This is a genomic window from Streptococcus caprae, assembly GCF_042649745.1.
GTDB classification, from domain to species: Bacteria; Bacillota; Bacilli; order Lactobacillales; family Streptococcaceae; genus Streptococcus; species Streptococcus caprae.
This window is the reverse complement of sequence record NZ_JBHRZV010000050.1, coordinates 62,576-85,829: the sequence shown is the minus strand read 5'-3', so window position 1 is coordinate 85,829 and position 23,254 is coordinate 62,576. Positions and strand designations below refer to the sequence as shown.

The 23,254-nt window shown below is 48.3% G+C and carries 17 protein-coding genes; 11 read left to right on the top strand and 6 right to left on the bottom strand.

Features of this window, described 5'->3' with window-relative positions:
- Positions 1–30: 30 nt before the first annotated feature.
- Positions 31–984: an AraC family transcriptional regulator gene (locus ACFORF_RS08325; protein WP_380427233.1), complete on the bottom strand. Its 954-nt coding sequence runs from the start codon at positions 982–984 to the stop codon at positions 31–33.
- Between the two features lie 189 nt (positions 985–1,173).
- On the opposite strand from ACFORF_RS08325, the gene rhaB reads away from it, so the two are divergent.
- The 9 genes from rhaB (at position 1,174) to ACFORF_RS08280 (ending at position 13,058) form a co-directional block, all read left to right on the top strand.
- The gene (gene rhaB / locus ACFORF_RS08320; protein WP_380427231.1) at positions 1,174–2,634 is read left to right on the top strand and encodes a rhamnulokinase; all 1,461 of its coding nucleotides are present in this window, start codon (positions 1,174–1,176) and stop codon (positions 2,632–2,634) included.
- A 42-nt stretch (positions 2,635–2,676) separates the two neighbouring features.
- Positions 2,677–3,942 carry an L-rhamnose isomerase gene (rhaA, locus tag ACFORF_RS08315; RefSeq protein ID WP_380427229.1) on the top strand — a complete coding sequence of 422 codons (1,266 nt, stop codon included), beginning with the start codon at positions 2,677–2,679 and terminating at the stop codon, positions 3,940–3,942.
- Positions 3,943–4,116: 174 nt separating this feature from the next.
- Positions 4,117–4,938 (top strand): rhamnulose-1-phosphate aldolase, encoded by an 822-nt coding sequence (gene rhaD, locus ACFORF_RS08310; protein ID WP_380427227.1) that lies wholly within the window; start codon positions 4,117–4,119, stop codon positions 4,936–4,938.
- 247 nt (positions 4,939–5,185) lie between these two features.
- On the top strand, positions 5,186–6,961 hold the full coding sequence (gene spxB / locus ACFORF_RS08305) for a pyruvate oxidase (protein ID WP_380427226.1): 1,776 nt from the start codon (positions 5,186–5,188) through the stop codon (positions 6,959–6,961).
- A 195-nt stretch (positions 6,962–7,156) separates the two neighbouring features.
- Positions 7,157–9,415, top strand: coding sequence for a bifunctional glutamate--cysteine ligase GshA/glutathione synthetase GshB (gshAB, locus tag ACFORF_RS08300; RefSeq protein WP_380427224.1), 2,259 nt, complete (start codon positions 7,157–7,159; stop codon positions 9,413–9,415).
- A gap of 335 nt (positions 9,416–9,750) precedes the next feature.
- Positions 9,751–10,836, top strand: coding sequence for an ABC transporter permease (locus tag ACFORF_RS08295; RefSeq protein WP_380427222.1), 1,086 nt, complete (start codon positions 9,751–9,753; stop codon positions 10,834–10,836).
- On the top strand, positions 10,833–11,516 hold the full coding sequence (locus tag ACFORF_RS08290) for an ABC transporter ATP-binding protein (RefSeq protein ID WP_380427350.1): 684 nt from the start codon (positions 10,833–10,835) through the stop codon (positions 11,514–11,516). Before ACFORF_RS08295 ends, ACFORF_RS08290 begins: the two co-directional genes overlap by 4 nt.
- A 143-nt stretch (positions 11,517–11,659) precedes the next feature.
- Positions 11,660–12,829, top strand: a complete 1,170-nt coding sequence (locus ACFORF_RS08285) for an SIS domain-containing protein (RefSeq protein ID WP_380427220.1) — start codon at positions 11,660–11,662, stop codon at positions 12,827–12,829.
- Positions 12,830–12,848: 19 nt separating this feature from the next.
- Entirely contained in the window at positions 12,849–13,058 is a 210-nt protein-coding gene (locus tag ACFORF_RS08280) for a hypothetical protein (RefSeq protein ID WP_380427218.1), read from the top strand.
- Positions 13,059–13,110: 52 nt separating this feature from the next.
- On the opposite strand, the gene ACFORF_RS08275 is transcribed toward ACFORF_RS08280, so the two are convergent.
- The 5 genes from ACFORF_RS08275 to ACFORF_RS08255 all read right to left on the bottom strand — a co-directional run bounded on the left by ACFORF_RS08275 (position 13,111) and on the right by ACFORF_RS08255 (position 21,407).
- On the bottom strand, positions 13,111–14,661 hold the full coding sequence (locus ACFORF_RS08275) for a glycoside hydrolase family 43 protein (RefSeq protein WP_380427216.1): 1,551 nt from the start codon (positions 14,659–14,661) through the stop codon (positions 13,111–13,113).
- Between the two features lie 35 nt (positions 14,662–14,696).
- Positions 14,697–15,590 (bottom strand): glycoside hydrolase family 43 protein, encoded by an 894-nt coding sequence (locus tag ACFORF_RS08270; RefSeq protein WP_380427214.1) that lies wholly within the window; start codon positions 15,588–15,590, stop codon positions 14,697–14,699.
- A gap of 222 nt (positions 15,591–15,812) precedes the next feature.
- On the bottom strand, positions 15,813–16,469 hold the full coding sequence (gene pgmB / locus ACFORF_RS08265; protein WP_380427212.1) for a beta-phosphoglucomutase: 657 nt from the start codon (positions 16,467–16,469) through the stop codon (positions 15,813–15,815).
- 154 nt (positions 16,470–16,623) lie between these two features.
- Positions 16,624–19,419, bottom strand: coding sequence for an alpha-L-rhamnosidase (locus tag ACFORF_RS08260; protein ID WP_380427210.1), 2,796 nt, complete (start codon positions 19,417–19,419; stop codon positions 16,624–16,626).
- 293 nt (positions 19,420–19,712) lie between these two features.
- Positions 19,713–21,407 (bottom strand): glycoside hydrolase family 3 protein, encoded by a 1,695-nt coding sequence (locus ACFORF_RS08255; RefSeq protein WP_380427208.1) that lies wholly within the window; start codon positions 21,405–21,407, stop codon positions 19,713–19,715.
- Between the two features lie 244 nt (positions 21,408–21,651).
- On the opposite strand from ACFORF_RS08255, the gene ACFORF_RS08250 reads away from it, so the two are divergent.
- Positions 21,652–22,146 carry a YkgJ family cysteine cluster protein gene (locus ACFORF_RS08250; protein ID WP_380427206.1) on the top strand — a complete coding sequence of 165 codons (495 nt, stop codon included), beginning with the start codon at positions 21,652–21,654 and terminating at the stop codon, positions 22,144–22,146.
- 143 nt (positions 22,147–22,289) lie between these two features.
- Entirely contained in the window at positions 22,290–23,204 is a 915-nt protein-coding gene (locus ACFORF_RS08245) for an AraC family transcriptional regulator (protein ID WP_380427204.1), read from the top strand.
- Positions 23,205–23,254: the final 50 nt, after the last annotated feature.

Below are 23,254 nucleotides of genomic sequence, written 5' to 3'. Positions count from 1 at the left end.
ATGCAGGTAGAACAGTGATTCTGCAAGTCCTCACTCTCGTTCTTCCCTTGGTCCGTGGCCAAAGAGGATTTTGTACTTGTCGTAGAAATAGGTCTTGTTGGAAAAGCCAACGGTGGTCGCAATTTCGTGGATGGGCATGCGGGTGCTTTGTAGGAGCAACTGGGCCTTCATGAGCTTGCGTTGGGTGACCAGCTCGGTAAAGGTGTGGCCACTCTTGGATTTGATGAGGTTGCTGAGATAGTTCTTGTTGAAGTTCAGCTTGTCTGCCAGGCCTTGAAGGGTTAAGTCTGAGAATTCTCGATCGATAATGTCCAGGGCCTGGAGATAGGGTGTGTTGTCCGTTAGGAGTTCATCTGTGCTGGCTTCTGGCAGGGCCCGGGCCAACTCATAGAAGAGGATGGGGAGGGACTGGCTGATGATATTTTCAGAGAAGGCCTGGGGGAAGAAGTACTCGGTCATCATGCGTTCGAGCGTAGCCTGGCTGGCCTGGGTTGTTTCAGCTGGCATGTAGAGGTAGTGGTTGGCCTGTCCGCTATCAGAAGATTTGAGGAGCATGCGGTAGAGCAGGCTTTTTTTGCTCTGCAATTCCTTCAACCAATCGATGGAAATCTCATGGTTTTGAAAGAGGATGTTGATGAGGATGTCACCGGAGCCCAGGGCCTTGATGGCATGACGGGAGTTGGTATCCATGAGGAGAATGTCGCCCTGCTGGAGCTGGAGACTCTCACCGTTGATGACCTGGGTGCAGGAACCGCGGTAGACATAGTTGAGCTCGAAAAATTGATGGGAGTGCTCAGGATAATCGCCATAGCGGTTGTGTTTGCTGATGTAGATGTCCTTGTTCTGGAAAAAGAAACTTGAGGACAGGTGGGGCAGGCCATCGGAGTAGAGGGTGTTCAAATCGGATAAATCTGATACAAATCCTCGTCTTTTCTGCAAAGTTTCATGTTCGGTTTCTGAAAGTAAAAGTGTCTCTAAATCCATGGCGAAAGCCTTTCTGTCAATAGTTCAGCTCTGCTATTTTTAAAAAAGAAAGCAAAAATAGAGAGAACTGTAAATTTGATACAGCATAACAAAGCTACTGACATTGTAACATATTTTGAAATAAGGTTAAATAGGAGTAGTTAAAGCGAGCGAGAAATCGCAAGCGATACGGAAATAAAGGAGGCAACTATGACTTATCACGTTGCGGTTGATATTGGAGCGTCTAGTGGTCGTGTGATTCTGGCATCCAAGGAAAACAACCAGCTCAAGCTTGATGAAGTGCACCGTTTCAAAAATGGCTTCACCTTCAAGGGCGGCCATGACCGTTGGAATGTGACGACCCTGGTAGAGGAAATTCTGCAAGGTCTGCACAAGGTCAAGGCTTTGGGAGTTGAAAACTGTACGATTGGAATCGATACTTGGGCAGTGGATTACTGTTTGATTGATGCCAATGGTGACCTGTTAGCCGAGCCAGTAGCCTATCGGGATGCTCGGACAGACGGCATCATGGAACAGGTCTTTGCACGAATTCCTAAGCAGACAATCTATGATAAGACTGGGATTCAGTTCTTGAATTTCAATACGCTCTACCAGCTCTATGTTGAAGATAAGGAACTCTTGGCTCAGGCGGATAAGATTCTTCTGGTGCCCGACTACATCGCCTACCGCTTGACTGGCAAGGCTTTCGGGGAAGTGACTAACGTGTCGACGACCCAGTTCCTCAACATTCATACGCGTGATTATGACGCGGATTTGTTAGCTCTGCTGGATATTCCTCGTAGCAAGTTCCCAGACCTCATCGAGACGGGTGAGGTGGTTGGCGAGCTTCTGCCAGAGGTGCGTGAAGCCTATGATTTGCCTCAAGCTCAAGTTATTGCGGTGGCGACCCATGATACTGGCTCTGCTGTTGTCGGAGTTCCTGCGACGAGCGACAATTACGCCTACATCTCTAGTGGGACCTGGTCCCTTATTGGGGTCGAAAACACTGTGCCATTGACGGGTAGCGATGCCTTTGAGGCCAACTATACCAACGAGTGGGGTGCCTATCAGACCTACCGTTTCCTCAAGAACATCACGGGGATGTGGACAGTTCAAGAAATTGCCCGCATGACGGATTACCAGTATTCCTTTGCGGAAATGGCAGAGCAGGCCTTTCAAGTTGAGCCCTTCCTTCAGTATGTGGACCTCAATGATGACCGCTTTACCAACCCAGCCAACATGATTGAAGAAATCCAAGCCTACTGTCGTGAGCGGGGAGCTGTGGTTCCAGAAACCCTGGGCGAATTGGTCATGTGTGTATACTCAAATCTAGCCTTGGCCTATGGTCATGAATGGAAGCGTCTGGAGAAATTGACAGGGAAAGCCCTTGACTGCCTCCACATCGTCGGTGGTGGCTCCAACGTCTCCCTGCTCAATCAGCTGACAGCTGACATCATTGGTAAGGAAGTTGTGGCTGGTCCAGGTGAAGCGACGGCTATTGGAAATGTCCTTGTACAACTCATTGCCTTAGGTGACTTTGCCAGCCTGGCAGAAGCGAGAGCTTGGTTGGACGACAACATGGCCTTTGAGACCTTTACACCGCAGGAATTGGCTGACCGAGACCACCTCGAGAGCTATCAACGAGCGGTTTTGAAAGATTTTGATATTTAGCACTATAAATACTTTAATAAAATAGAAAATTGGAGAAATAAGATGACAACTGAAACAATTGCACAGGCTTATGAAGCTGCTAAAAAACGCTATGCCGCTGTCGGTGTTGACACAGATGCAGCCCTTAAAAAATTGCAAGATATCAAGATTTCTATGCACTGCTGGCAAGGGGATGATGTCAAAGGTTTCCTTAACCCAACTGGTGAAACGACTGGTGGGATCATGTCAACAGGGAACTACCCTGGTGCGGCCCACACGCCTGATCAGCTTCGTGCAGACCTTGAAAAAGCCTACTCTCTCATTCCTGGAAAACACAAACTCAACCTCCATGCCATCTACCTTGATACAGATGAAGCTATTGACTTGGACCAAATCGAGCCTAAACACTTTGAAAAATGGGTAGCTTGGGCGAAAGAACAAGGACTTGGACTTGACTTCAACCCAACCTTCTTCTCACACCCAATGATGAAAGATGGCTTCACGTTGTCTCACCCAGACAAGGAAGTTCGTGACTACTGGATTGAACATGGAAAACGCAGCCGTCGTGTGGCCGAATACTTCGGTAAAGAATTGGGTCAAACCTGCTACACCAACTTCTGGGTACCAGACGGTTTCAAAGACAACCCAGTTGACCGCCTTGCTCCACGTAAACGCCTCATGGAGTCCTTAGACGAAATCTTCTCTGTTGAGATCGATGAGAAATACAACGTGGATACCGTTGAAAGCAAACTTTTCGGACTTGGAGCAGAAGCCTACACAGTTGGTTCTCATGAATTTTACATGGGCTACGGCTTGACCCGTAACAAGGCTATCCTCTTGGATGCTGGACACTTCCACCCAACTGAAGTGATTTCTAACAAACTTTCTTCCCTTTCTCTCTTTAGCGAAAAAGCCCTCATGCTTCACGTGTCTCGTCCAGTGCGCTGGGATTCTGACCACGTGGTCATCATGGATGATGAATTGCAAGACATTGCCAAAGAAATCGTCCGCAACAACTTACTCGATAAGACAGTGATTGGCCTTGACTTCTTTGATGCCACCATCAACCGTATCGCTGCTTGGGTTATCGGAACACGTAACACTCAAAAAGCCCTTCTTAAAGCGCTTCTTGAACCAACAGAGAAGCTTAAAGAAATGGAAAACAACTTTGACTTTACTTCACGTTTGGCTTACACAGAAGAATTGAAAGACTTCCCTTATAGCGATGTTTGGAACTACTTCTGTGAACAAAACGGTGTCCCTGTTGGCCTTGACTGGTTGAGTGAGGTGCGTGCCTACGAAGAAAAAGTCTTGGCAGAACGTAACTAATTAAACTGCAAGGTCTGCAACGGCACTTGTAAAAATAAGAACTATTTGATAGAAAAAGAAAGGAACTGAACCCGGCCGGAAAGCTCGGAAAAAAGATAAATCGGTTCGAAAATCAGGATTTTCTACGATTTCCTATTTTTCGGTCGCTTTCTAGTCGGCCTTGGTATCTTAAACATGACTAAATTTGTTGATTCTCCTTATGTATTGAACATGCGTGAAGTGACACGTGAATCTTATAACCGTTACTGGGATGAGCGTAATGGTGGGAATGTATCTTACCGTCTCCTGGCAGAAGAAGTAGAGAGCTACGAGGACGTTCACGAGGTTAAAGCGAGCTTTGAGCTTGGCTTTGATGCCTCTGCCATTGCTGGTTACTACTACTTGGTGACAGGGACTGGTCGCTATTTCCGTAACGTTTACAGCCGCCCAACCTTGGACCTTGGTTTGGTTAAAATCTCTGCCGATGGCCAAAGCTACGACATCGTTTGGGGCTTTGAAGATGGCGGCAAACCAACATCAGAATTCCCTAGCCACCTCATGAGCCACATCGAGCGCCTCAAGGTGAATCCAGAGCAGCGCGTGGTTTTCCATTGCCACCCAACAAACCTCATTGCCATGAGCTTTACGCAGCCACTAGATGAGCGTCATCTTTCCCGTATCCTTTGGAAGATGCAAGCAGAATCTATCGTTGTCTTCCCACAAGGGATCGGTGTGATTCCTTACATGACTCCAGGGACCAACGACATCGGTGTCAAGACATCCGAAAAAATGGCTGAATTCCAAGCGGTTCTTTGGCCACACCATGGTCTCTTTGCTTCAGGTGTGACCCTTGATGAGACGTATGGCCTTGTTGAAGTTATCGAAAAAGCAGCCATGATCTTCTCACAAGTTGGAGCCCAAGGAGGTAAAATCCTCCAAGAAATCACAGACCAAGAATTGCAAGAAATCGCAGAATTTTTCGGCATGACCCCTCATGCAGGTTTCCTTGATTTGTAAAATAGCAGAGCAGGCTAGAACGGAAGTTCTGGTCTGTTTTTTCTCTTGAAGATCTGAAGAAACACTGTCTTTCTAGAGTTGAAATATGTGAAAAATCGAGCAAATATTGTGAATGTGGTAACAATTTTAATTTTCTAAGCAAAATCCACTACCTTTGATGAGAAAAAGTGGTAATATGACTATGTAATACTCAATGAATGCGCTCGCGTTTTTATAGGGTAAAAAATAAAAAAGAGGTTTTGTCGAAATGACTAAAATTACAGCTTCAGCAGCTATGTTGAACGTCCTCAAAACTTGGGGCGTTGATACAATCTACGGTATCCCTTCAGGGACATTGAGCTCTTTGATGGATGCTCTTGCAGAAGACAAAGATATCAACTTCTTGCAAGTTCGCCACGAAGAAACTGGTGCTCTTGCAGCGCTTATGCAACGTAAATTCGGCGGATCAATCGGTGTCTGCGTTGGTTCAGGTGGACCAGGTGCCACTCACTTGATCAACGGTATCTACGATGCCGCGATGGATGCTACTCCAATGCTTGCTATCCTTGGTTCACGTCCAGTTAACGAATTGAATATGGATGCTTTCCAAGAGTTGAACCAAAACCCAATGTACCAAAGCGTTGCTGTCTACAACAAACGTGTAGCATACGCTGAGCAATTGCCAAAAGTTATCGACGAAGCTTGCCGTGCTGCAATCGCTAAAAAAGGTCCAGCTGTTGTTGAAATCCCTGTAAACTTTGGTTTCCAAGAAATCGATGCTGACTCTTACTACGGATCAGGTACTTATGACCGTACATTTGTTGCACCAGCTTTGAACCAAGTTGAAATCGACAAAGCGGTTGAAATCCTTAACAACGCAAAACGTCCAGTAATCTACGCTGGTTTCGGTGGTGTTGGTGCTGGTGAAGTCGTGACTGAATTGTCTCGCAAAATCAAAGCTCCAATCATTACAACTGGTAAAAACTTCGAAGCTTTCGAGTGGAACTACGAAGGGTTGACTGGTTCAGCTTACCGTGTTGGTTGGAAATCTGCCAACGAAGTAATCTTCGAAGCAGACACTGTTCTCTTCATGGGTTGTAACTTCCCATTCTCAGAAGTATACAACACCTTCAAAAACGTTGAAAAATTCATCCAAGTGGATATCGACCCTTACAAACTTGGTAAACGTCATGCCCTCGATGCATCCATCCTTGGTGATGTGAAAGACGCTACTGAAGCAATCCTTGCAAAAGTAAACCCAGTTGAGTCTACTCCATGGTGGCGTGCAGTTGTGAAGAACAACCAAAACTGGCGCGACTACATGAACAAACTCGAAGGCAAAACGGAAGGCGAATTGCAATTGTACCAAGTATACAACGCCATCAACAAATTTGCTGACGAAAATGCCATCTACTCTATCGACGTAGGTAACTCAACGCAAACATCTACTCGTCACTTGCACATGACACCTAAGAACATGTGGCGTACATCTCCATTGTTCGCAACAATGGGTATCGCCCTTCCTGGTGGTATTGCTGCTAAGAAAGACAACCCAGACCGTCAAGTGTGGAACATCATGGGTGACGGGGCATTTGGTATGTGCTACCCAGACGTGATTACGAACGTTCAATACAACTTGCCAGTTATCAACGTTGTCTTCTCAAACGCTGAGTATGCCTTCATCAAGAACAAATACGAAGACACAAACAAACACTTGTTTGGTGTTGACTTCACAAACCCTGACTACAAGATGATTGCGGAAGCACAAGGCGCAGTTGGTTTCACTGTTAACCGAATCGAAGACATCGATGCTGTTGTGAAAGAAGCTGTTGAACTCAACAAAGCTGGTAAGACAATCGTGATTGATGCTCGCATCACACAACACCGTCCAATCCCAGTTGAAGCACCAGAATTGCGCTTGGAGCCAAAAGCTTACTCTGCTGAAGAAATCGCGGCCTTCCGTGAAAAATACGAAGCAGAAGAGCTTGTCCCATTCAGCCAATACCTCGCTGAAGAAGGCTTGGAGTCTCGTAACTACAACTAAGCAACAATTTTGCTAACCATTTAAATCCCTGGCTCGAATGTGTCTGGGATTTTTTCTGATTTCGTTCAAAAATTTTTGCGGGAATCCTGTTTTTTTGATAAGGTAGACCTATAATGACCTTTCATAATATGTGTTAAGGCAGAGCAATTTCTTTGATGGTTTCGATTGTAAGAGAATAGAAAAGGAAGTGATAGGATGAACATTAGACAAGTGATTTTGGAGCGTGGGCTTGAGGGGCTTTTTACTCAGGCCACGATTGGACTGGAAAAGGAAGGGCAACGGGTGTTGGCTGACGGGAAGTTAAGCCAGATGGGCCATCCGTCTGCCTTTGGAGATCGCTCTTTTCATCCTTACATTCAGACTGACTTTGCAGAGTCTCAGCTAGAGTTAATCTCGCCTGTGACTGCAAGCAGTGCAGAAGCTCTGCGATTTTTGGGGGCCATCCACGAGGTGACGCTCAGCCATTTACCAAAGGGAGAATTGCTCTGGCCCTTATCGATTCCAGCTGTCCTGCCTGAGGCGGACCATATTTTAGAGGCCCAGATGGGTGAGGTGGACACGCGTTACCGGGAATATCTGACACAAAAATACGGCAAGTACAAGCAGATGGTGTCTGGGATTCACTATAATTTTGGCTTGACGGAAGCCTTTCTGATGAGTTTGAGGGAGGATGGTGAGTCCTTGGCTCAAGTTCGCAATCGCGTCTATATGACTCTGGCCCAGCGTTTCCTACGCTACCAATGGATTTTGGTCTATCTGCTGGGGGCAGCTCCCTGGGCACCGGAGGCCTATTTTAAAGGTGGGGATGTACTGACAGAGCCTGTGCGTTCCATTCGCTCCAGTTCTTTTGGCTATGTCAACCAGCCCCATGTTCAGGTTTCCTTTGCTAGTTTGGAGGCCTACGCGGCCAGTCTTTGTCGCCTGGTTGACAGCGGTGACTTGATTGCGGAGAAGGAACTCTATGAGAGCGTGCGTTTTAGGGGGAGCCAGTCGGTCCTTGATTTGCTGGATAAGGGCATCCAGTATCTGGAGTTTCGCATTTTTGACCTCAACCCCTTTGCTCCCTATGGGATTACTGAGGCGGATGCTCGCTTTATCCACCTCTTCCTCTTGGGGCTCCTGTGGCTGGACGATGATGAGCTGACGGAGGCGGACATCCAGCGTGGGAGAGACCTCAAGGAAGCGACGGCCCTCAGCCATCCACTAAGCTCTGCTATGGACCTCGATGAAGGGATGAACTTCTTTGCTGTTTTAGAAGCAATGGCAGAGCAGCTCCACTTGCCAGCCTCAGACCGAGAGATTTTGGCCCAGAAGATTCAGCAACTGCAGCAACCTGAGCTGACGCTGGCAGGCAAGCTTTTCCAGGCTGTGGAAGAGAAAGGTAGTGTTCGCGACCTAGGCTTAGACCTGGCGCAAGCCAATATGACTGCAGTCCTAGACCGGCCATTTGGCCTCCAGGCCTTCGCCAATATGGAACTCTCAACCCAGGCCTTTCTAGCTGATGCTATCCAGTATGGCTTTGGTCTGGAAATCTTAGATGAGCGAGACCAGTTTGTCAAGTTGACCTTTGGAGACCATATCGAGTACGTCAAGAATGGCAATATGACCAGTCATGATAGCTATATCTCTCCGCTCATTATGGAGAATAAGGTTGTGACCAAGAAGGTCCTGGCTCAGGCTGGTTTTGCAGTGCCAGACAGTATTCAGGTGACCAATCTTGAGGAGGCAGGGCAGGTCTTTCACCGCGTTAAGGGACGGCCGATCGTGATTAAACCGAAGTCAACTAATTTTGGACTGGGCATCAGTATCTTTGAAGAGGGGACGACTGACCAAGCAGACTTTTTGGAGGCTGTTCGCCTAGCTCTCCTGGAGGATAAGGAAGTCATGGTCGAGGACTTTATGGCAGGGACAGAGTACCGATTCTTTGTTTTGGGAGGCGAGACTAGGGCTGTCCTTCTGCGGGTTCCTGCCAATGTCACTGGTGATGGCAAATCCACGGTTGCCCAGCTTATTGAGGCTAAAAATGATAATCCCCTCAGAGGGGATGGCAAGTCTACACCGCTCAAAAAGATTGAATTGGGGGACTTGGAAGTTCTTCAGCTCAAGGCCCAAGGCTTGAGGGCAGACAGTATCGTGCCTGAGGGCCAAAAGGTCTATCTCCGAGCAAATTCCAATATCAGCACGGGAGGAGATTCTATCGATATGACGGATGAGGTTCACCCCTCTTATAAGGAAATTGCCGTGGCGATTACTAAGGCCATGCAGGCAGAGGTCTGCGGTGTTGACTTCATCATCCCTGACATCCACCTGCCAGCTGAGACCAGCCCGACTAGCTACGGTATTATTGAGGCTAATTTCAATCCCATGATGATGATGCATATCTTCCCAGCCTATGGCACCAGCCGTCGTCTGACAACAGATGTTTTGAAGATGCTCTATCCAGAGTATCCCTAGCAAGCCTAAGTAGAAAAATCAACCAGTCCAGAGTCTCCCCTCCCTGAGGGGACAAGGGCTGGTTTTTTTGGAGTGAAAATTGACTGGAGAATAGCGACAATGAGGTTAATATTTTTTAACATCAGAGTTCTAGATTGTTAGCTAACCTGTTTATGTCTGCGTCAACCTGTCTTGTCCTATGAGCTTTTAGTGGGTATTAGCAGGGACTGTTAATGTCCAAAATTTGCAATAAGACAGAATTCAGTCATTCTCAATCGTATTTCCCTCTCAAAAGGAGTATAATGAGTTCATGTTAGTGGGCTTTTAAAGGCCCTTGATTGAAAGAAGGAGAAGTGATGGGTCAAGTTTGGGCTGAGGTTCGGTTTCATTGGAAGAAATACCTCTTAATCGAGCTGTTAATTGTGTTGATGATGTATATGGTGGTCTTTTTGACGGGGCTGGCAGGTGGATTGGCGGAGCAGTCGTCTGGTGTGCTTGAGGCCATGCCTGCGGAGGCCTTTGTCCTGTCAGAAGATGCCAAGGGCCTCTTGGCTGACTCGAGCATCAGTCAGGACCAGAAACAGCAGGTTGAAGAGGAGCTGGATCGGGAGACCATTCCTTTCTCTGTTGAACGCTCTGCTATGGCCCCAAAGGACTCAGAAGATAAGTTGGATGTCGTCTACCTGGCGGTGGAAGCAGACAGTGAGTTGGTGCCAGAGATTCTGTCGGGTTCTGGTTTGAAGGCGACTGAAAATGGCGTTCTGCTCAGCCAGTCCTTCGAGGAAGAAGGCCTTGAAGTGGGCGATGTGGTCAAGGATCGCAAGTCTGAGCTGGAGCTAAAGGTAGTCGGTTTTGTCCCGAGCCAGTCCTATACCTTTGCGCCAGTAGCCTATATCACGGCTGAGACTCTGACAGCCATGAAGACGGCTCAAAACCCTGCCTATCAAGAGAGTGTCCAAGCTCTAGCCTTGCTTGAAAAGCCTGGGCAAGTCACAATTAAGGACCTTAGCCTCCTCAGTAGGGGGGATTTGATTGGCAACGTGCCTGGCTATACGGCCCAGCAGCTGACCATTAACCTGATTTCTATTGTGCTCTTGGTGGTGTCGGCGGCGATTTTGGGGATTTTCTTCTACATCATCAGCCTGCAAAAGCGGCAACAATTCGGTATTATGCGGGCGGTTGGTCTCTCCAGCGGTGAAATCATAGGGCAGCAGTTCCTTCAAGGCTTTTTCTTGGCCTTGGTCGGGGTTTTAATGGGCAATGGGCTGGCGCTGCTCACCATGTCCCTCTTGCCAGACAAGGTGCCAGTGGCTGTCGATCTGACCAGTAGTATCATTGCTTCAGCCAGTTTTGTTGGCATGGCAATTCTGAGTATTTTGATATCCTGTCTACAGATTTTGAAGATTGATCCGGTTAAGATTATTGGAGGAGGTGAGGCCTGATGGCAGTTTTACAATTAAAGGACATTGGCAAGTCCTACCAAGATGGTCAGGAAGAAAATGTGATTTTGGACCAGTTGGCCTTGATGGTTGAACCTGGTGAATTTGTCGCGATTTTGGGGCCATCAGGGAGTGGGAAGAGTACCTTTCTCTCCATTGCAGGTCTGCTCTTGACTCCCAATCAGGGCAGTATATGGATTGACGGTCAGGATGTGACAGGACTGACGGATAAGGCACGGACAGCCCTTCGCCGAGAGAAGATTGGCTTTGTCTTTCAAAGTCATCAGCTCATGCTCTACCTCAATGTAGACCAGCAGTTATCCCTAGTGGCGACCAAGGCCTTGAGGCAGGATAAGGCAGAGCTGACGAGACGTTTAGACCAGTTGGTTGAGGAGTTTGGTTTGACCAATCAACGCAAGTTTTTACCTCACCAACTCTCGGGCGGGCAAAAGCAGCGTGTTGCAATCGCCCGAGCCTTGATTAACCAACCGAGTTTGATTCTAGCGGATGAACCGACGGCTAGTCTGGATGGCAAGCGCGGGCGTCAGGTGGTCGAACTCATGCGCCAGGAGGCCAAGCAGCGTCAGACGGCGGTTGTCATGGTTACCCATGATGAGCGCGTGCTGAACCTGGTCGATACGGTCTATCATCTGGAGGACCAGAAATTAAAACGAAAAGCATAGTCTTAGAAACCCTGCTGGAAACAGTGGGGTTTTGCTCTGCCATTTTACCCTGAAATAAATATATTAACCTACTCTATATTGACAAAGAATCACTGAAGGGGTATAATGGAGAAAAACTGGTTATAACCATTAAGGAGGCGTTTATGTATCAACTAGCAAAAGAAGAATTAGAAAAATTAGGGGCTGGCATCACGGTACCTGAGATTTTCCAACAGCCTTCCCTTTGGGAAGAGGCCTACGGGCTCTATGTGGACCAACTGGATCAGATTGAAGACTTTATCAGTAGTATTCGTGACAAGCATGATTTTGTTCATGTGATTTTTACTGGGGCGGGGTCCTCTGACTTTGTCGGCCAGAGTGTAAGCAATTACCTCAACCAAGTCAACGATTTGAAAACTATTCGCTTTACGCCTGTTAGTTCAACGGAGATTGTCTGCCGTCCACAGGATTATCTCCAAGAAGATGTAGCTACAATTTTGGTATCTTTTGCCCGCAGTGGAAATTCGCCAGAGAGCTTAGCAGCAGTTGATGTGACGCGAGCGCTTGTCCAAGATGCTTACTTTGTTAATATCACTTGTGCACCAGAGGGACAACTGGCTCAAGCTTCTGAAGGAGATGAGCACACTCTCTTGCTCTTGCAACCTGCAGGCTCAAATGACAAGGGCTTTGCCATGACCGGTAGCTTCTCTTGTATGTCCTTGACGGCCCTTCTGGTCTTCTCTCCTGCCAGCCTTGAACAAAAGGGAGAGTGGGTACAGACCATTGCACGTTTAGGACGTGATGTCTTAAACCGTGAAGACTTTGTTCAAACCTTGGTTGATTTGGAACTAGAGCGTGTTATTTACCTTGGGGCAGGTGGCTTCTATGGTGTTGCTCATGAGTCTCAGCTTAAGATTTTAGAGCTGACAGCTGGTCAAATTGCGACCATGTATGAAACGCCAATGGGCTTCCGTCACGGACCAAAATCCTTTATCAATGAAAAGACAGCGGCTATTGTCTTGACTTCAAACGATGCCTATACGCGCCAGTACGATATTGACTTGATCAACGAAGTTGCTGGTGATGAAATTGTTGCTGATTTAGTGGTGCTTTCTAGCAGACCTTTGGAAGATAGCAAAGCTAATGTCTTTGTCTTGGCAGATGGAGCGCAAGATTTACCAGATGCCTTCCTTGGATTCCCTTACCTGCTCTTTGCCCAAACCTTCTCAGTTATGGCGGCTCTCAAATGCAAGAACCTGCCTGATACTCCATCACCAACGGGTACAGTTAACCGGGTTGTAAAAGGAGTTACAATTCATCCACTAGAAAAATAAACGACAAAATGAACTTCGCTTGGCGAAGTTCATTTTGTCTGTACTTAGTGTGATAGAACTCTCTCAAAATCTTAAGAAAACTGTTGAGTTGATGCCGGCCTACTTTGTGTTTAGCACAGTCAACCATACGGCCTATAGTCGCATGAGGAGTCTTGAGACCAGGCATTGGGACGCAGACGGTACTTGGATACGGCAAGTCGAAAATAAGGATAAGGCAAGGTTTATTTAAATGATGATATCTTTTTGATTTTGACGAATAGTAGACCTTGCTTGGTCGACTATTAGGCCTCTTCCACAGTCTCACGGACGGCCTTAGTGATGGTCACTGTGGCGTCATCGAGGACATAGAGACCGGCAAAATCGCCTGTGTTAAGGGCGGCGATGGCCTCGTTGGAGAAGTGTTGGGCATGAAGGTCAAAGCTGATGGTCTCATCAGCGGTTTTGGCTGTAAAGCGTTTAAAGGTCGGACCGTGTTCCAAAATCAATTGGTCTGGCAGGCTTGGCAGGGTTCCAACGACCTCATGGAGGGCGATATCAAGCACCTGAGCAGCCTTGATGATTTGATAGCCAGACTCAGACTTTTCAACCAGAAGTGCCCCGTAGTGTTCGGTGTTGATGGTCACGGCAATACCAAAAGCTCCGCTATTGACCTCAGTGGTAGTTGCATCAACATTAAGGGCCAAGCGTTCAGCGTGCTCGGTCTGACGTAGGGCCAAAAAGCTTGGAGTGAGGAGGTCAGTTAAACGCAGGTCAGAACCGGTCAAACTGAGTTTTCCGCCACCGAGTGTCAGACGGTTCTCCAGGCTATCGCGGAGGCTCACCCACTCAGGATTGAGGGTATCTGCTTCAAAGGTATCCACAAAAGGTGTGAATGTCTGTGGTGTTGCCAAGACTTTAGCGTGGTTTGGGAAGTTAGTCATATCCACATCTTGAGCTGGAACGCCAGTGTAGATGACAGGCCAGTCCCCCGACCAATCAACAGGATAGAGCAGGGTTTCGCGACCGATATTGGTAATCTTGACAAAGCCGATAGAGGCAGGGCGAGTTGCCAAGCAGGTTAGCCACCAGTTGCCGTCAGTATCCGTAAAGAGGTCCGCGTGGCCGATGTTTTGCAGGGCTTCCTCAGCACGGTCGCGGTTGGTAAAGAGGGGATTTTGCGGTGCCCCTTCAAATGGTCCCCAGAGGTCCTTGCCTCGGAACATGGTAATCATGTGGCCCATGCCAGTTCCGCCCTCTGCAGCCAAAAGGTAGTACCAGCCGTCCCGCTTGATGATGTGAGGACCTTCGACATCGCGGCCGCCAGTTCCCAGCGTCAAGACCTCAGGTCCACGAAGGATAGCACCCGTCGCAAGGTCAATTTCAACCTGCTGGATGGCCTTGGTGCCCTTGTCATCGATGTAGCCGGTAAATTGAACATAGGTTCGACCGTCTTCAAAGTAGAGATCAGGGTCAATCCCGAAAATGTCAACCACCACACGGCTATCTTCCCAGATGATGGACTCACCGTCAGCGGTTAGGGTACCGCGGATAATGAAGTTCTTGAACTCCGCGAAGTTGGTCGTGATGACGTAGAAATGCCCTTCGTGGTAACGAATGCAGACGGCAAAGATGCCTTCGTTAGATTTAGATGTCCGCAGGTCAGCTTGACTGGGCTGGGTGGCAATTCCTGGCAGTTTGGTCCAGTTGAGGAGGTCTGTCGACTTGGACAGAGCGATACCAGGATAATATTCAAAGGTCGAATTGACCATGTAGTAGGTGTCATCGACCCGCACGATAGAGGGGTCAGGATACATGCCTCGTAGAATAGGGTTTTGGTAGTGGGTTACGGTCATGGGGAACTCCTTTTAGTTTGAGCTTTAAGTCATGGTTAGCGCAGGTCGCTGCGATTTTCCAGTTGGTAGTTGCCGTTAATTTTTACCAGGTCGGCGAATTGTGGCATTTCCTTGTAGTGGTCATTTGGGAAGTGGTAGGCAAAGCGGAGCTGGTCATCCAGGTCGGTAAAGATCATAGCGTGGCCGCCATTTTCGCCAAAAAGTGGCATGTCCAGCTGACACCATGGTCCTCGCACCAGACCGGTCTCAGACTTGGCAAGGCCGACTGCGTAACCCTGTGTTCCCCAGCTTGACCAGAGCATAAAGAGCTCACCATCTGCGTCTTGAAAGACTGAAGGTCCGTCGGTGAAGTACACATCGCCGTCGAGACCGAATTCAGCCTTGGCAAAGGGAATGGGTCTAGCCCAGCTGGCGTCAGCTGCTGAGAATAGGGTGACGGGCTCTGCTATGGGTTGCCGTAAATCCTCCGACAGGGGAAGCAAACACATGTCACCATCGGGCGAGGTCTCAAAGGAATGGGAGAAGATGAGGTAGGGTTTGCCGTCCTCGAAGTAGAGGGTGCCGTCGATGGCGGCCCAATCCTCTGGCGTCAGACGGTTGCTGACGAGTTGGAAAGGCCCAGTTGGTTGGTCAGCCTCAAGCAGATAGACTCCCTTTTGGCGGTCCTTGGCACCCAGGGTTGTCAGGAGATAGAATTTGCCTTGGTAGGCATAGGCTTCAGGCGCCCAAAAATTTTGGGTGGCAAAGAAATCAGGCTGGCGCTTGAAAATCTCGATGGGTCCGTCCCAGTTCTCAAGGTCAGTAGAGACGTAGCAATCAAAGCCGTCCGCATCCGACCAGGTCGTTGCACTGCGAGTGCCGTAGAGATAGTACTTATTTTTGTGAACTAGGACGTAAGGGTCACGGATATTAATGTCAGTTCGTTTCATGGTAGTCTCCTGGTTATGGGGATTGACAAATATTGAAATAAGTAGTGAGGTCGAGTTGTCCACACTAAAGGTTAGTTTAGTGCAGACCTCCTAAACGTCCTCTATCAGTTTGTAAGTAGTTTATACTCACTCAAAATCAAAAGAGACAAGGCAGGTTGACGCAGACATAAGAGCGTTAGGCAAGGAAACCTAACGACGTTTAGTTTTAATTTTGGAAGAGTATTAGTGATTTTGGTAGGCAGCCTTGATAGCTTCGAGGTCCAAGTCAGCTGTTCCGTCAAAGCGAAGGTTGGCATGGCTGAGTTCATCGCCACCGACAGCAACAGAGAAGGCACCTGACGCATTGATGGCGGTTACGCCAGCGACAGCATCTTCCACACCGATACAGTCAGTTGATTGTAGTCCCAGGCCTTGGGCAGCAGCGATAAAGATATCAGGGGCAGGCTTGCCAGCAGCGACCTTGGCAGGATCAGCGATGGCATCAAAGGCATCTGATAGGCCCAACTTTTCCAAAATCAGGGGACCATTTTTAGAGGCTGAGGCTAGAGCTAGTTTGACACCTTGATCCCGTAAGTTTGAAATAAAATCAGTAATTCCAGGCAAAATATCAGCCTCTGTCACCGCATCAAGGGCCTTGACGTAGGCGTCATTTTTCTCCGCAGCCAGAGCTACAAAAGTATCCTCTGGGACTGTGATGTCTAGATAATCCAAGATAACCCGGAGCGAATCCTCGCGACTAACGCCCTTGGTTTTTTCTTCCAGGCTGTCAGGAAGGTCAGCGTCAAAATGGTCCTTGACCAACTGGCGCCAAGCTGCGAAGTGGTAAACAGCGGTGTCGGCGATAACACCGTCTAAATCAAAAAGTGCACCTTTAAACATAAGAGTTCCTTTCGTGATAAGCAGGACAAGTCTGTGGCTTTTGCCACAGACTCTATCCTTATAGTTCCTTATTCCTCGAATTTCAGTAGATGTGACGAAGAGAAAGACGTGTCGTTCACCTTCCTTATTTCTACTGTTTGATTTTGGAAGAGTATTATTTACGTTGGGCGAGGATTGGCGTAGCTTCCAACACCTCAGCAATTTTTGCCAAGTTCTCATCAGAGATGGTGATGAATGGCAGGATAGCGTTGAGCTTAGCCAGAGACATCTTCCCAAGACCGCCGTGAACAGCACCTGGGTCCTTGCGGAAGAAGTCAAGGACTGGGTCGATGGCATCAATCTGCTCGACGAGGTAAGTGTCAGCCATAATTTCAGCAGCAGTTGTCTCAGCTGTGTAGTGCTCGATATAGTTCTTGCTTGGGACATAGCTGATGGCGTAGCTACCTGCTGTTAGGTCAAATTGGCCACCCTCATGTGCGTCGCCATTTACCGTTACGGTCACGTCTTCTGCGCGTGGGAGAGTAACATGGGCAGTGCTACCAAATGGCACGGTCAAGTTAACGATAATCGTATGGTCATCATCGCTCTCAATCTGGTAAGCGACAGCGATTTTACCATAAGTTGAATCAAAATGCGCGTTTACAGTATCCAAACGATAGTCGAACTCAGGCGCAAAATCGAACTCGCGGTAGCCGTCCTTGCCGTTGCGAATGCCGACCACGTACTTGTAGGCCCACTCCATGATGGCACCGATAGAGTAGTGGTTGAGGGAGTTCATGCCCTCAGGGTTCATGCTGCCGTCAGGCTCAACAGAGTTCCAGCGTTCCCAAACCGTTGTTGCTCCCATGTTGACCGCATAGAGCCAGCTTGGCAGGTCTTCCAGAAGGAAAATCTTGGTCGCCAGTTTGTGGTGGCCGAACTTAGACAACATTTGGTTGATGAAAGGCGTGCCGACAAAGCCAGTCTTGAGGTGGTCGTCGTCCTTGTGTAGGCGAGCTACCAGGTCTGTCACGACACGTTGGCGCTGGTACTCAGGCACTAGGTCAAATTGTAGAGCGAGAGCATAAGCAGTCTGCGTATCGATGGTGAGGCGACCGTTGTTGGAGATGAATTCATTGCGGATAGCGTCGAGGATATTGGCGGATAGCTGAGCGTAGAAATCTGCATCAGCAGTATTGCCAGTCAGCTTAGCTGTTTCAGCAACGATATGGGCTGAGTAGTGGTAGTAGATAGAGGCGATAAAGTCCTCATCTGTTTTACCAGTTGGCATGGCTGGGTTTTCCCCGTCCAAGGCCAACCAGTCACCGAATTGGAAACCACCAGTCCAGAGATTTTCTGTCTTGGTTTGACGACCAATCCAATCCACCCAAGCCTTCATATAGTCGTAGTGCTCGGTTAAGATGCTGGCATCGCCAGTCGCTTGGTAGGTATTCCATGGAACAAAGGTTGTCGCATCACCCCAGATGGCGCCACCACCGTCTTGGTTACCAAAGGATGGGGCGTACATAGGCGCACGACCGTCGTTAAGGTCTTGCTCAATGCCCATATCGCGCAGGTATTTGCGGTAGAAGGCATAAACATCCATGTTAAAGAGGGCTGTGTTTGAGAAGACGTTGGCATCACCAGACCAGCCGAGACGCTCATCCCGTTGTGGACAGTCAGTCGGTACGTCAAAGAAGTTCCCTTTTTGTCCCCAGATAACGTTTTGGAAGAGGCGGTTAACCTTGGCATTGTTGGTAGTGATGTCACCAGTTGACACCATGTCGGAGTAGACTACGTCAGCCTTGAAGTCGTCAGGGTTGACAGTATCAAGTCCCTCAACCTTCATGTAGCGGAAACCATAGTAGGTGAATTTTGGTTGCACCCATTTCTCAACACCGTCTGAGATGTATTCAAATCCAGCACGGGCAGAGCGGAGGTTACCGTTGTAGAAGTTGTCTTCTTGCAGGATTTCACCGACTTGCAAGAAAATCTTAGTGCCTTTTGGAGTCCGGTTATAGAAGCGGAAGAGACCAGCGTGGTTTTGCCCAAAGTCAAGGACGGTTTCACCAGCAGGAGTATTAAGGACTTCAACCACATCCAAGGTTTCCTTGACCACGAGTGGCAGGCTGAGACGGTCTGTCAAGACGTCAAAATTACCGTCAACGATCGCAACAGGTTCCCAACCTGTGATTTCCAGGGTGTCATCGCGGTCTTCACCGTAGTAGATAGATGACTTGGTGACTTGGCCAGCAGTGGTTTCCCAAGTCTTATCTGTCGTGATGACTTCTGTTGAACCGTCTTCATAGGTGATGTGGTATTCAGCCAGGGCACGATGTTGGTCGCCGTAGATACAATCTACACCTTCGATAAAGCCGTAAGGTCCCTTGAACCAACCATCAGCAGTTGAGATGAGGAATTCGTGCTCACCAGCAGTCAAGCTGTCTGTCACGTCGTAGGTTTGCAATTGAACCCATTGGTCATAGGCCGTTTGGCCAGGTGCTAAAAATTCTTGACCAACTTTTTGACCATCGATGTAAGTTTCATAGAGACCAAGCGCTGTCATATATAAGCGAGCCTTGGCAACCGGCTTATCAAGGGTTACGGTCTTACGGAAAAGGGTGTTTTGAAGGTCCTTGTTGCTGTTCGCAATCCACTGTGCTGTGAAAGGCTCTGCCATTTTCCCTGTTTCAAAGAATGAAGTCCCTGAAACCTCACCAGCTGCTGTTGCAACAGTCACAGTCACATCATAGCGGGTGCGGGCAGCCAAGTCAAGGTTGAGGTCAAAACTGTTGGTGTCAAAAGCCACAGCCTCAGACTGATAAAGGACAGTGTCATCAGCTGTGATCGTTACTTGCTTGGTCACGGGCTCGTAGTGGTCAGCCTCGATTTTGAAGGCCACATGGAGGCTCTTGAGCTCAAAACCGACCGGCTCCGTCATATGGTTAATGGTAATATCGTAGATGTTCATGATTTTCTCCTTTATGAAATAGAGAGTGGACAAAAATCGGTAACTTGAAGAGTTCGATTTACTTCGCTTCTGAGTTTTTTGGGCTCAGGCTGAAACGGTCTCTTCTTAGACCGTTTCACTCCCACCTCCGCATAGCTTAAACAGCCGATAGGGCTGTTTGAGGTTGGAAATAAAGCAAACAAGGATTGCGTCATTCGTTAGGGTTCTAAAAGCTGATAAAATCAGCGAATTAGACCCCACTCAACCACTGCGTCTGACAAATTATGCTTTAGTTTAAGCGCTCCAATCTGGTCTTATAACTTAGCTTGGAAGTCGCCGCAGAAGGCGTCGACTGGGCTCACACCCTCGAAGTCTTCTTGCCCTGTTACCTTGCGCAGAACCGCCGCAACACTGGCAGGGTTACCAGTGTAGGCATTGACGAAGGTTGACAGGAATGGCACGTCGTAGAGGTGGTAAGGGTTGGCGGTTGAAACAAAGACCGTTGGAATGCTGGCCGCAAACCAAGGGGCGTTGGCAGCCATGAGTTGAATCCAGTTGAGACGGGTTGTCGTTTGGTTAGAGGCGGTTTCGACGTTTGCCACGTAGAAGGCCAGGTCAAATTTGTTTTGCAAATCTTCAACACCCTCTTCAAACATTTCATGGAAGTCCATGGCGTAAGGAGTCACTTGGAAACCGAGGGCTTCAAGGCCATCCTTGAAGAGGTCTGTCACCTTGCCCCCTTCTTTGAAGCCACCGCCGTCAGAATCCCCGAGGACAACCAGACGAACACGAGGTGTTTTCTCAGCAGAGATTGGCAGGATGCCATCACGGTCTTTGACCAGGGTCACAGATTTCTTGGCGATTTGCTCTGCGATGGCCAAATGTTCTTCTGTTTTAAGGACCAATTCTTCTGGAATAGCAATGCCCAGTTTTCCATCGGTTGTCACCAAATTTTGAGCGACCTTGGTTCCCAAGATACGGGTCACAGCCTCGTCCAAACGGTCTGCGGAAATCGTACCATTTGCGACAGCCTCAGTGACGGCTGCGTAGTCTTCGTCAATGTTCTTGTTGAAGAGAATCATGTCGATACCAGCGTTGATAGTTTCGACCAACAATTCCTGACGTGGCAGGATAACGTTATAGCCGACCATGGCAGTTGCATCGGTCATGGCCATTCCGTTGAAACCAAGTTCAGAACGTAAGAGACCATCAATCAAGAGTTTAGAAGCTGATGCTGGTTTGAGGTCCTTATCTTCGATACCAGGTTGCAGTTTGCGTTCCCATTCTGGTTGGAAGATATGGCCAATCATAACGCTTGGCACGCCCTCGTCAATGAGAGTCTTGTAGATATTGCCGTAAGTGGCTGACCAGTCATCAGCTGAGAGGCTGTTGACACTGGAGAGCAAGTGTTGGTCGCGGTCATCGACTCCATCACCAGGGAAGTGCTTGATGACTGGGATAACCTGGTTTTCATCGAGCCCCTTGATCTGAGCTTGTGCCATGCGGAGAACGCGGGCTGGGTCAGAGCCGAAGGTCCGAGTATTGGTGATTGGGTTTTTGAAATTGTAGTCAATGTCGACAATCGGTGCAAAACTCATATTACAGCCGACTTGGTTGGCCTCGTAGGAGGCCACCTTACCTAGTTGAAAGGCTGCATCGGTATCGTCTGTGGCCGCCATCTGGAGGGGCATTCCCAACCAGGTTCCTTCTGCGATGATACCATTTCCGCCAGACTCAAGGTTGGCTGCGAAAAAGAGTGGAATATCTGAACGGCCTTGGATTTGCTGGATTTGACGTTTGAGGTCGGCAGCTGGACCTGGGCGGTACATCATGCCACCAGGCTTGTATTTGTCGATGAAATCATCCAAGTTGACCATTTTCTCATCCTGACCGATGACAAAAAAGAGTTGGCCGATTTTTTCGTCGGTGGTCATCGCAGCAACCTTGCCCTCGACATAGGCCACTTGCTCGTCTGTTAAGTGATAGGGATTGGCTTTAAGATTTACCATGTGTTCTCTCCTTAGTTTACCATGATTAGGAGTGGGCGCAGTGCCCAAACTCATTTACCCTACCATTTTACACCAGCCTGCAAGGGTTTTCCATTGTGAAAAAAAAGAAAAGGTGTGTTCATTTCACAGGTCATCTGTGGTTGGGAAAATAGCGGAGCCTTGCACTGAGCGCGTGCGGGGTTCTACTATTTCCCAGGCAACTATGCTATAATCAAGACACTACCCTCAGAAGAAAGTGACGACCATGATGCAAGCTGTCGATATCGAAAAATACAAGCAACTGGCCCTGCAAAAACAGAAGGAGCACCGCAAGTTTCTGGCCACTCTCAAGAAAAAGGCCCCGAAAAACCTGGATAAAATCGTCCAAGACATCCACCATGAAGTCTTCCAAGAGATCGACTGCACCCAGTGTGCTAATTGCTGCCGGACCCTGGGACCAGATTTTACCGAGGCGGACATCACGCGGATTGCCAAGCATTTTCGCATGAAATTGCCGGCCTTTGAGGAGATGTATCTGCAGGTGGACGAGGATGGCGACAAGGTCTTCAAGTCCATGCCCTGCCCCTTTTTAGGCGAGAACAACCTCTGCAGCATCTACGATGTCCGTCCCAAGGCCTGCGCTGCCTTTCCCCATACGGACCGCAAGAAAATCTACCAGATCAACAACCTGACCCTCAAAAATACCCTCATCTGCCCAGCTGCCTACCTCTTTGTGGAGAAACTGCAGGAACGTTTGTGAGGATGAGGAACGTCCAGCCAGAACGAGTCTAAGCGATTAGGCCATCAGGAAGTGCTTCTGGAAAAACAAGTCAAGGAGTTCGCCATGGATGATGTGGCCCTGAAAAAATTTTACACCGTTATAATCACATTGAGCGTCTAGCTTTGCAGGGGCAAACGACCCGGGAAATAGCCCAACATTTTAAGGTTGAGAGGTCTGTTACAGCCAAGGATCAGCTGCCGCTTTTTAAGATGACCTCGCTGGATGGTCTGGAAATCTCTAAACAGCCTCGTTTTATCCGTGTTCCTGAGCACCGGCAAGATTATATTGAAATCTGCTATGTTTACCAAGGCAGGTCCCAGCAGGGTTTGAACGGACAAACCTACCAGCTCCACCAAGGAGATCTAGTCATTTTGGACCGAAATGTTGTTCACTCGACCAGCCCTCATGGCAGGGATGACATCGTGATCAATATTATCTTTCCCAGTCACTTTTTGAAGCGGTCTCGCTTGCTGAGTTTAGAGGATGAAACCCTGGTTTCTTTCTTGGAGGAGTGTCTGGGTGACGATAGCCAACACGACCAGTTCTTGGTTTACAGTGGGATAAAAGGAGATCGTATTCGGCATGTGATTGGCCTTATGCTTTTGGATTACTTTGAACCCCAACAATCCAGTTTATCAATCTTACAGGCTAGTCTGGAAATTCTCTTGACCCTCTTGTCCCGTGAAAAATCCCTGACCATGACCAGACCAAATCGAACCAATCAGTCGCCAAAGCTGATTTTAGCCTACATGGTCTCTCATTTAGCCCAAGTGACCTTGACCGAGACAGCGAATCACTTTCATTACAGTCCGAATTATCTATCGGCCCTGCTTAAACAAACCTATGGTAAGACCTTTAAACAGCTCTTGCTAGAAGAAAGGCTAAAGGAAAGCAAGCGTCTTCTGGATGAGACAAGTCTTCCCATTGCCCATATTATGGATCTGGTTGGCATGTCCAATGCCTATCACTTTTATCAGAAATTTGAACAAGAGTTTGGCGTGAAGTTAAGGGACTACCCCCGCTTATTTTTAAATTAGAATCGTTGATTTTGACATAGTAGAACCTAGTATTTGAGATGGTCTTCTTG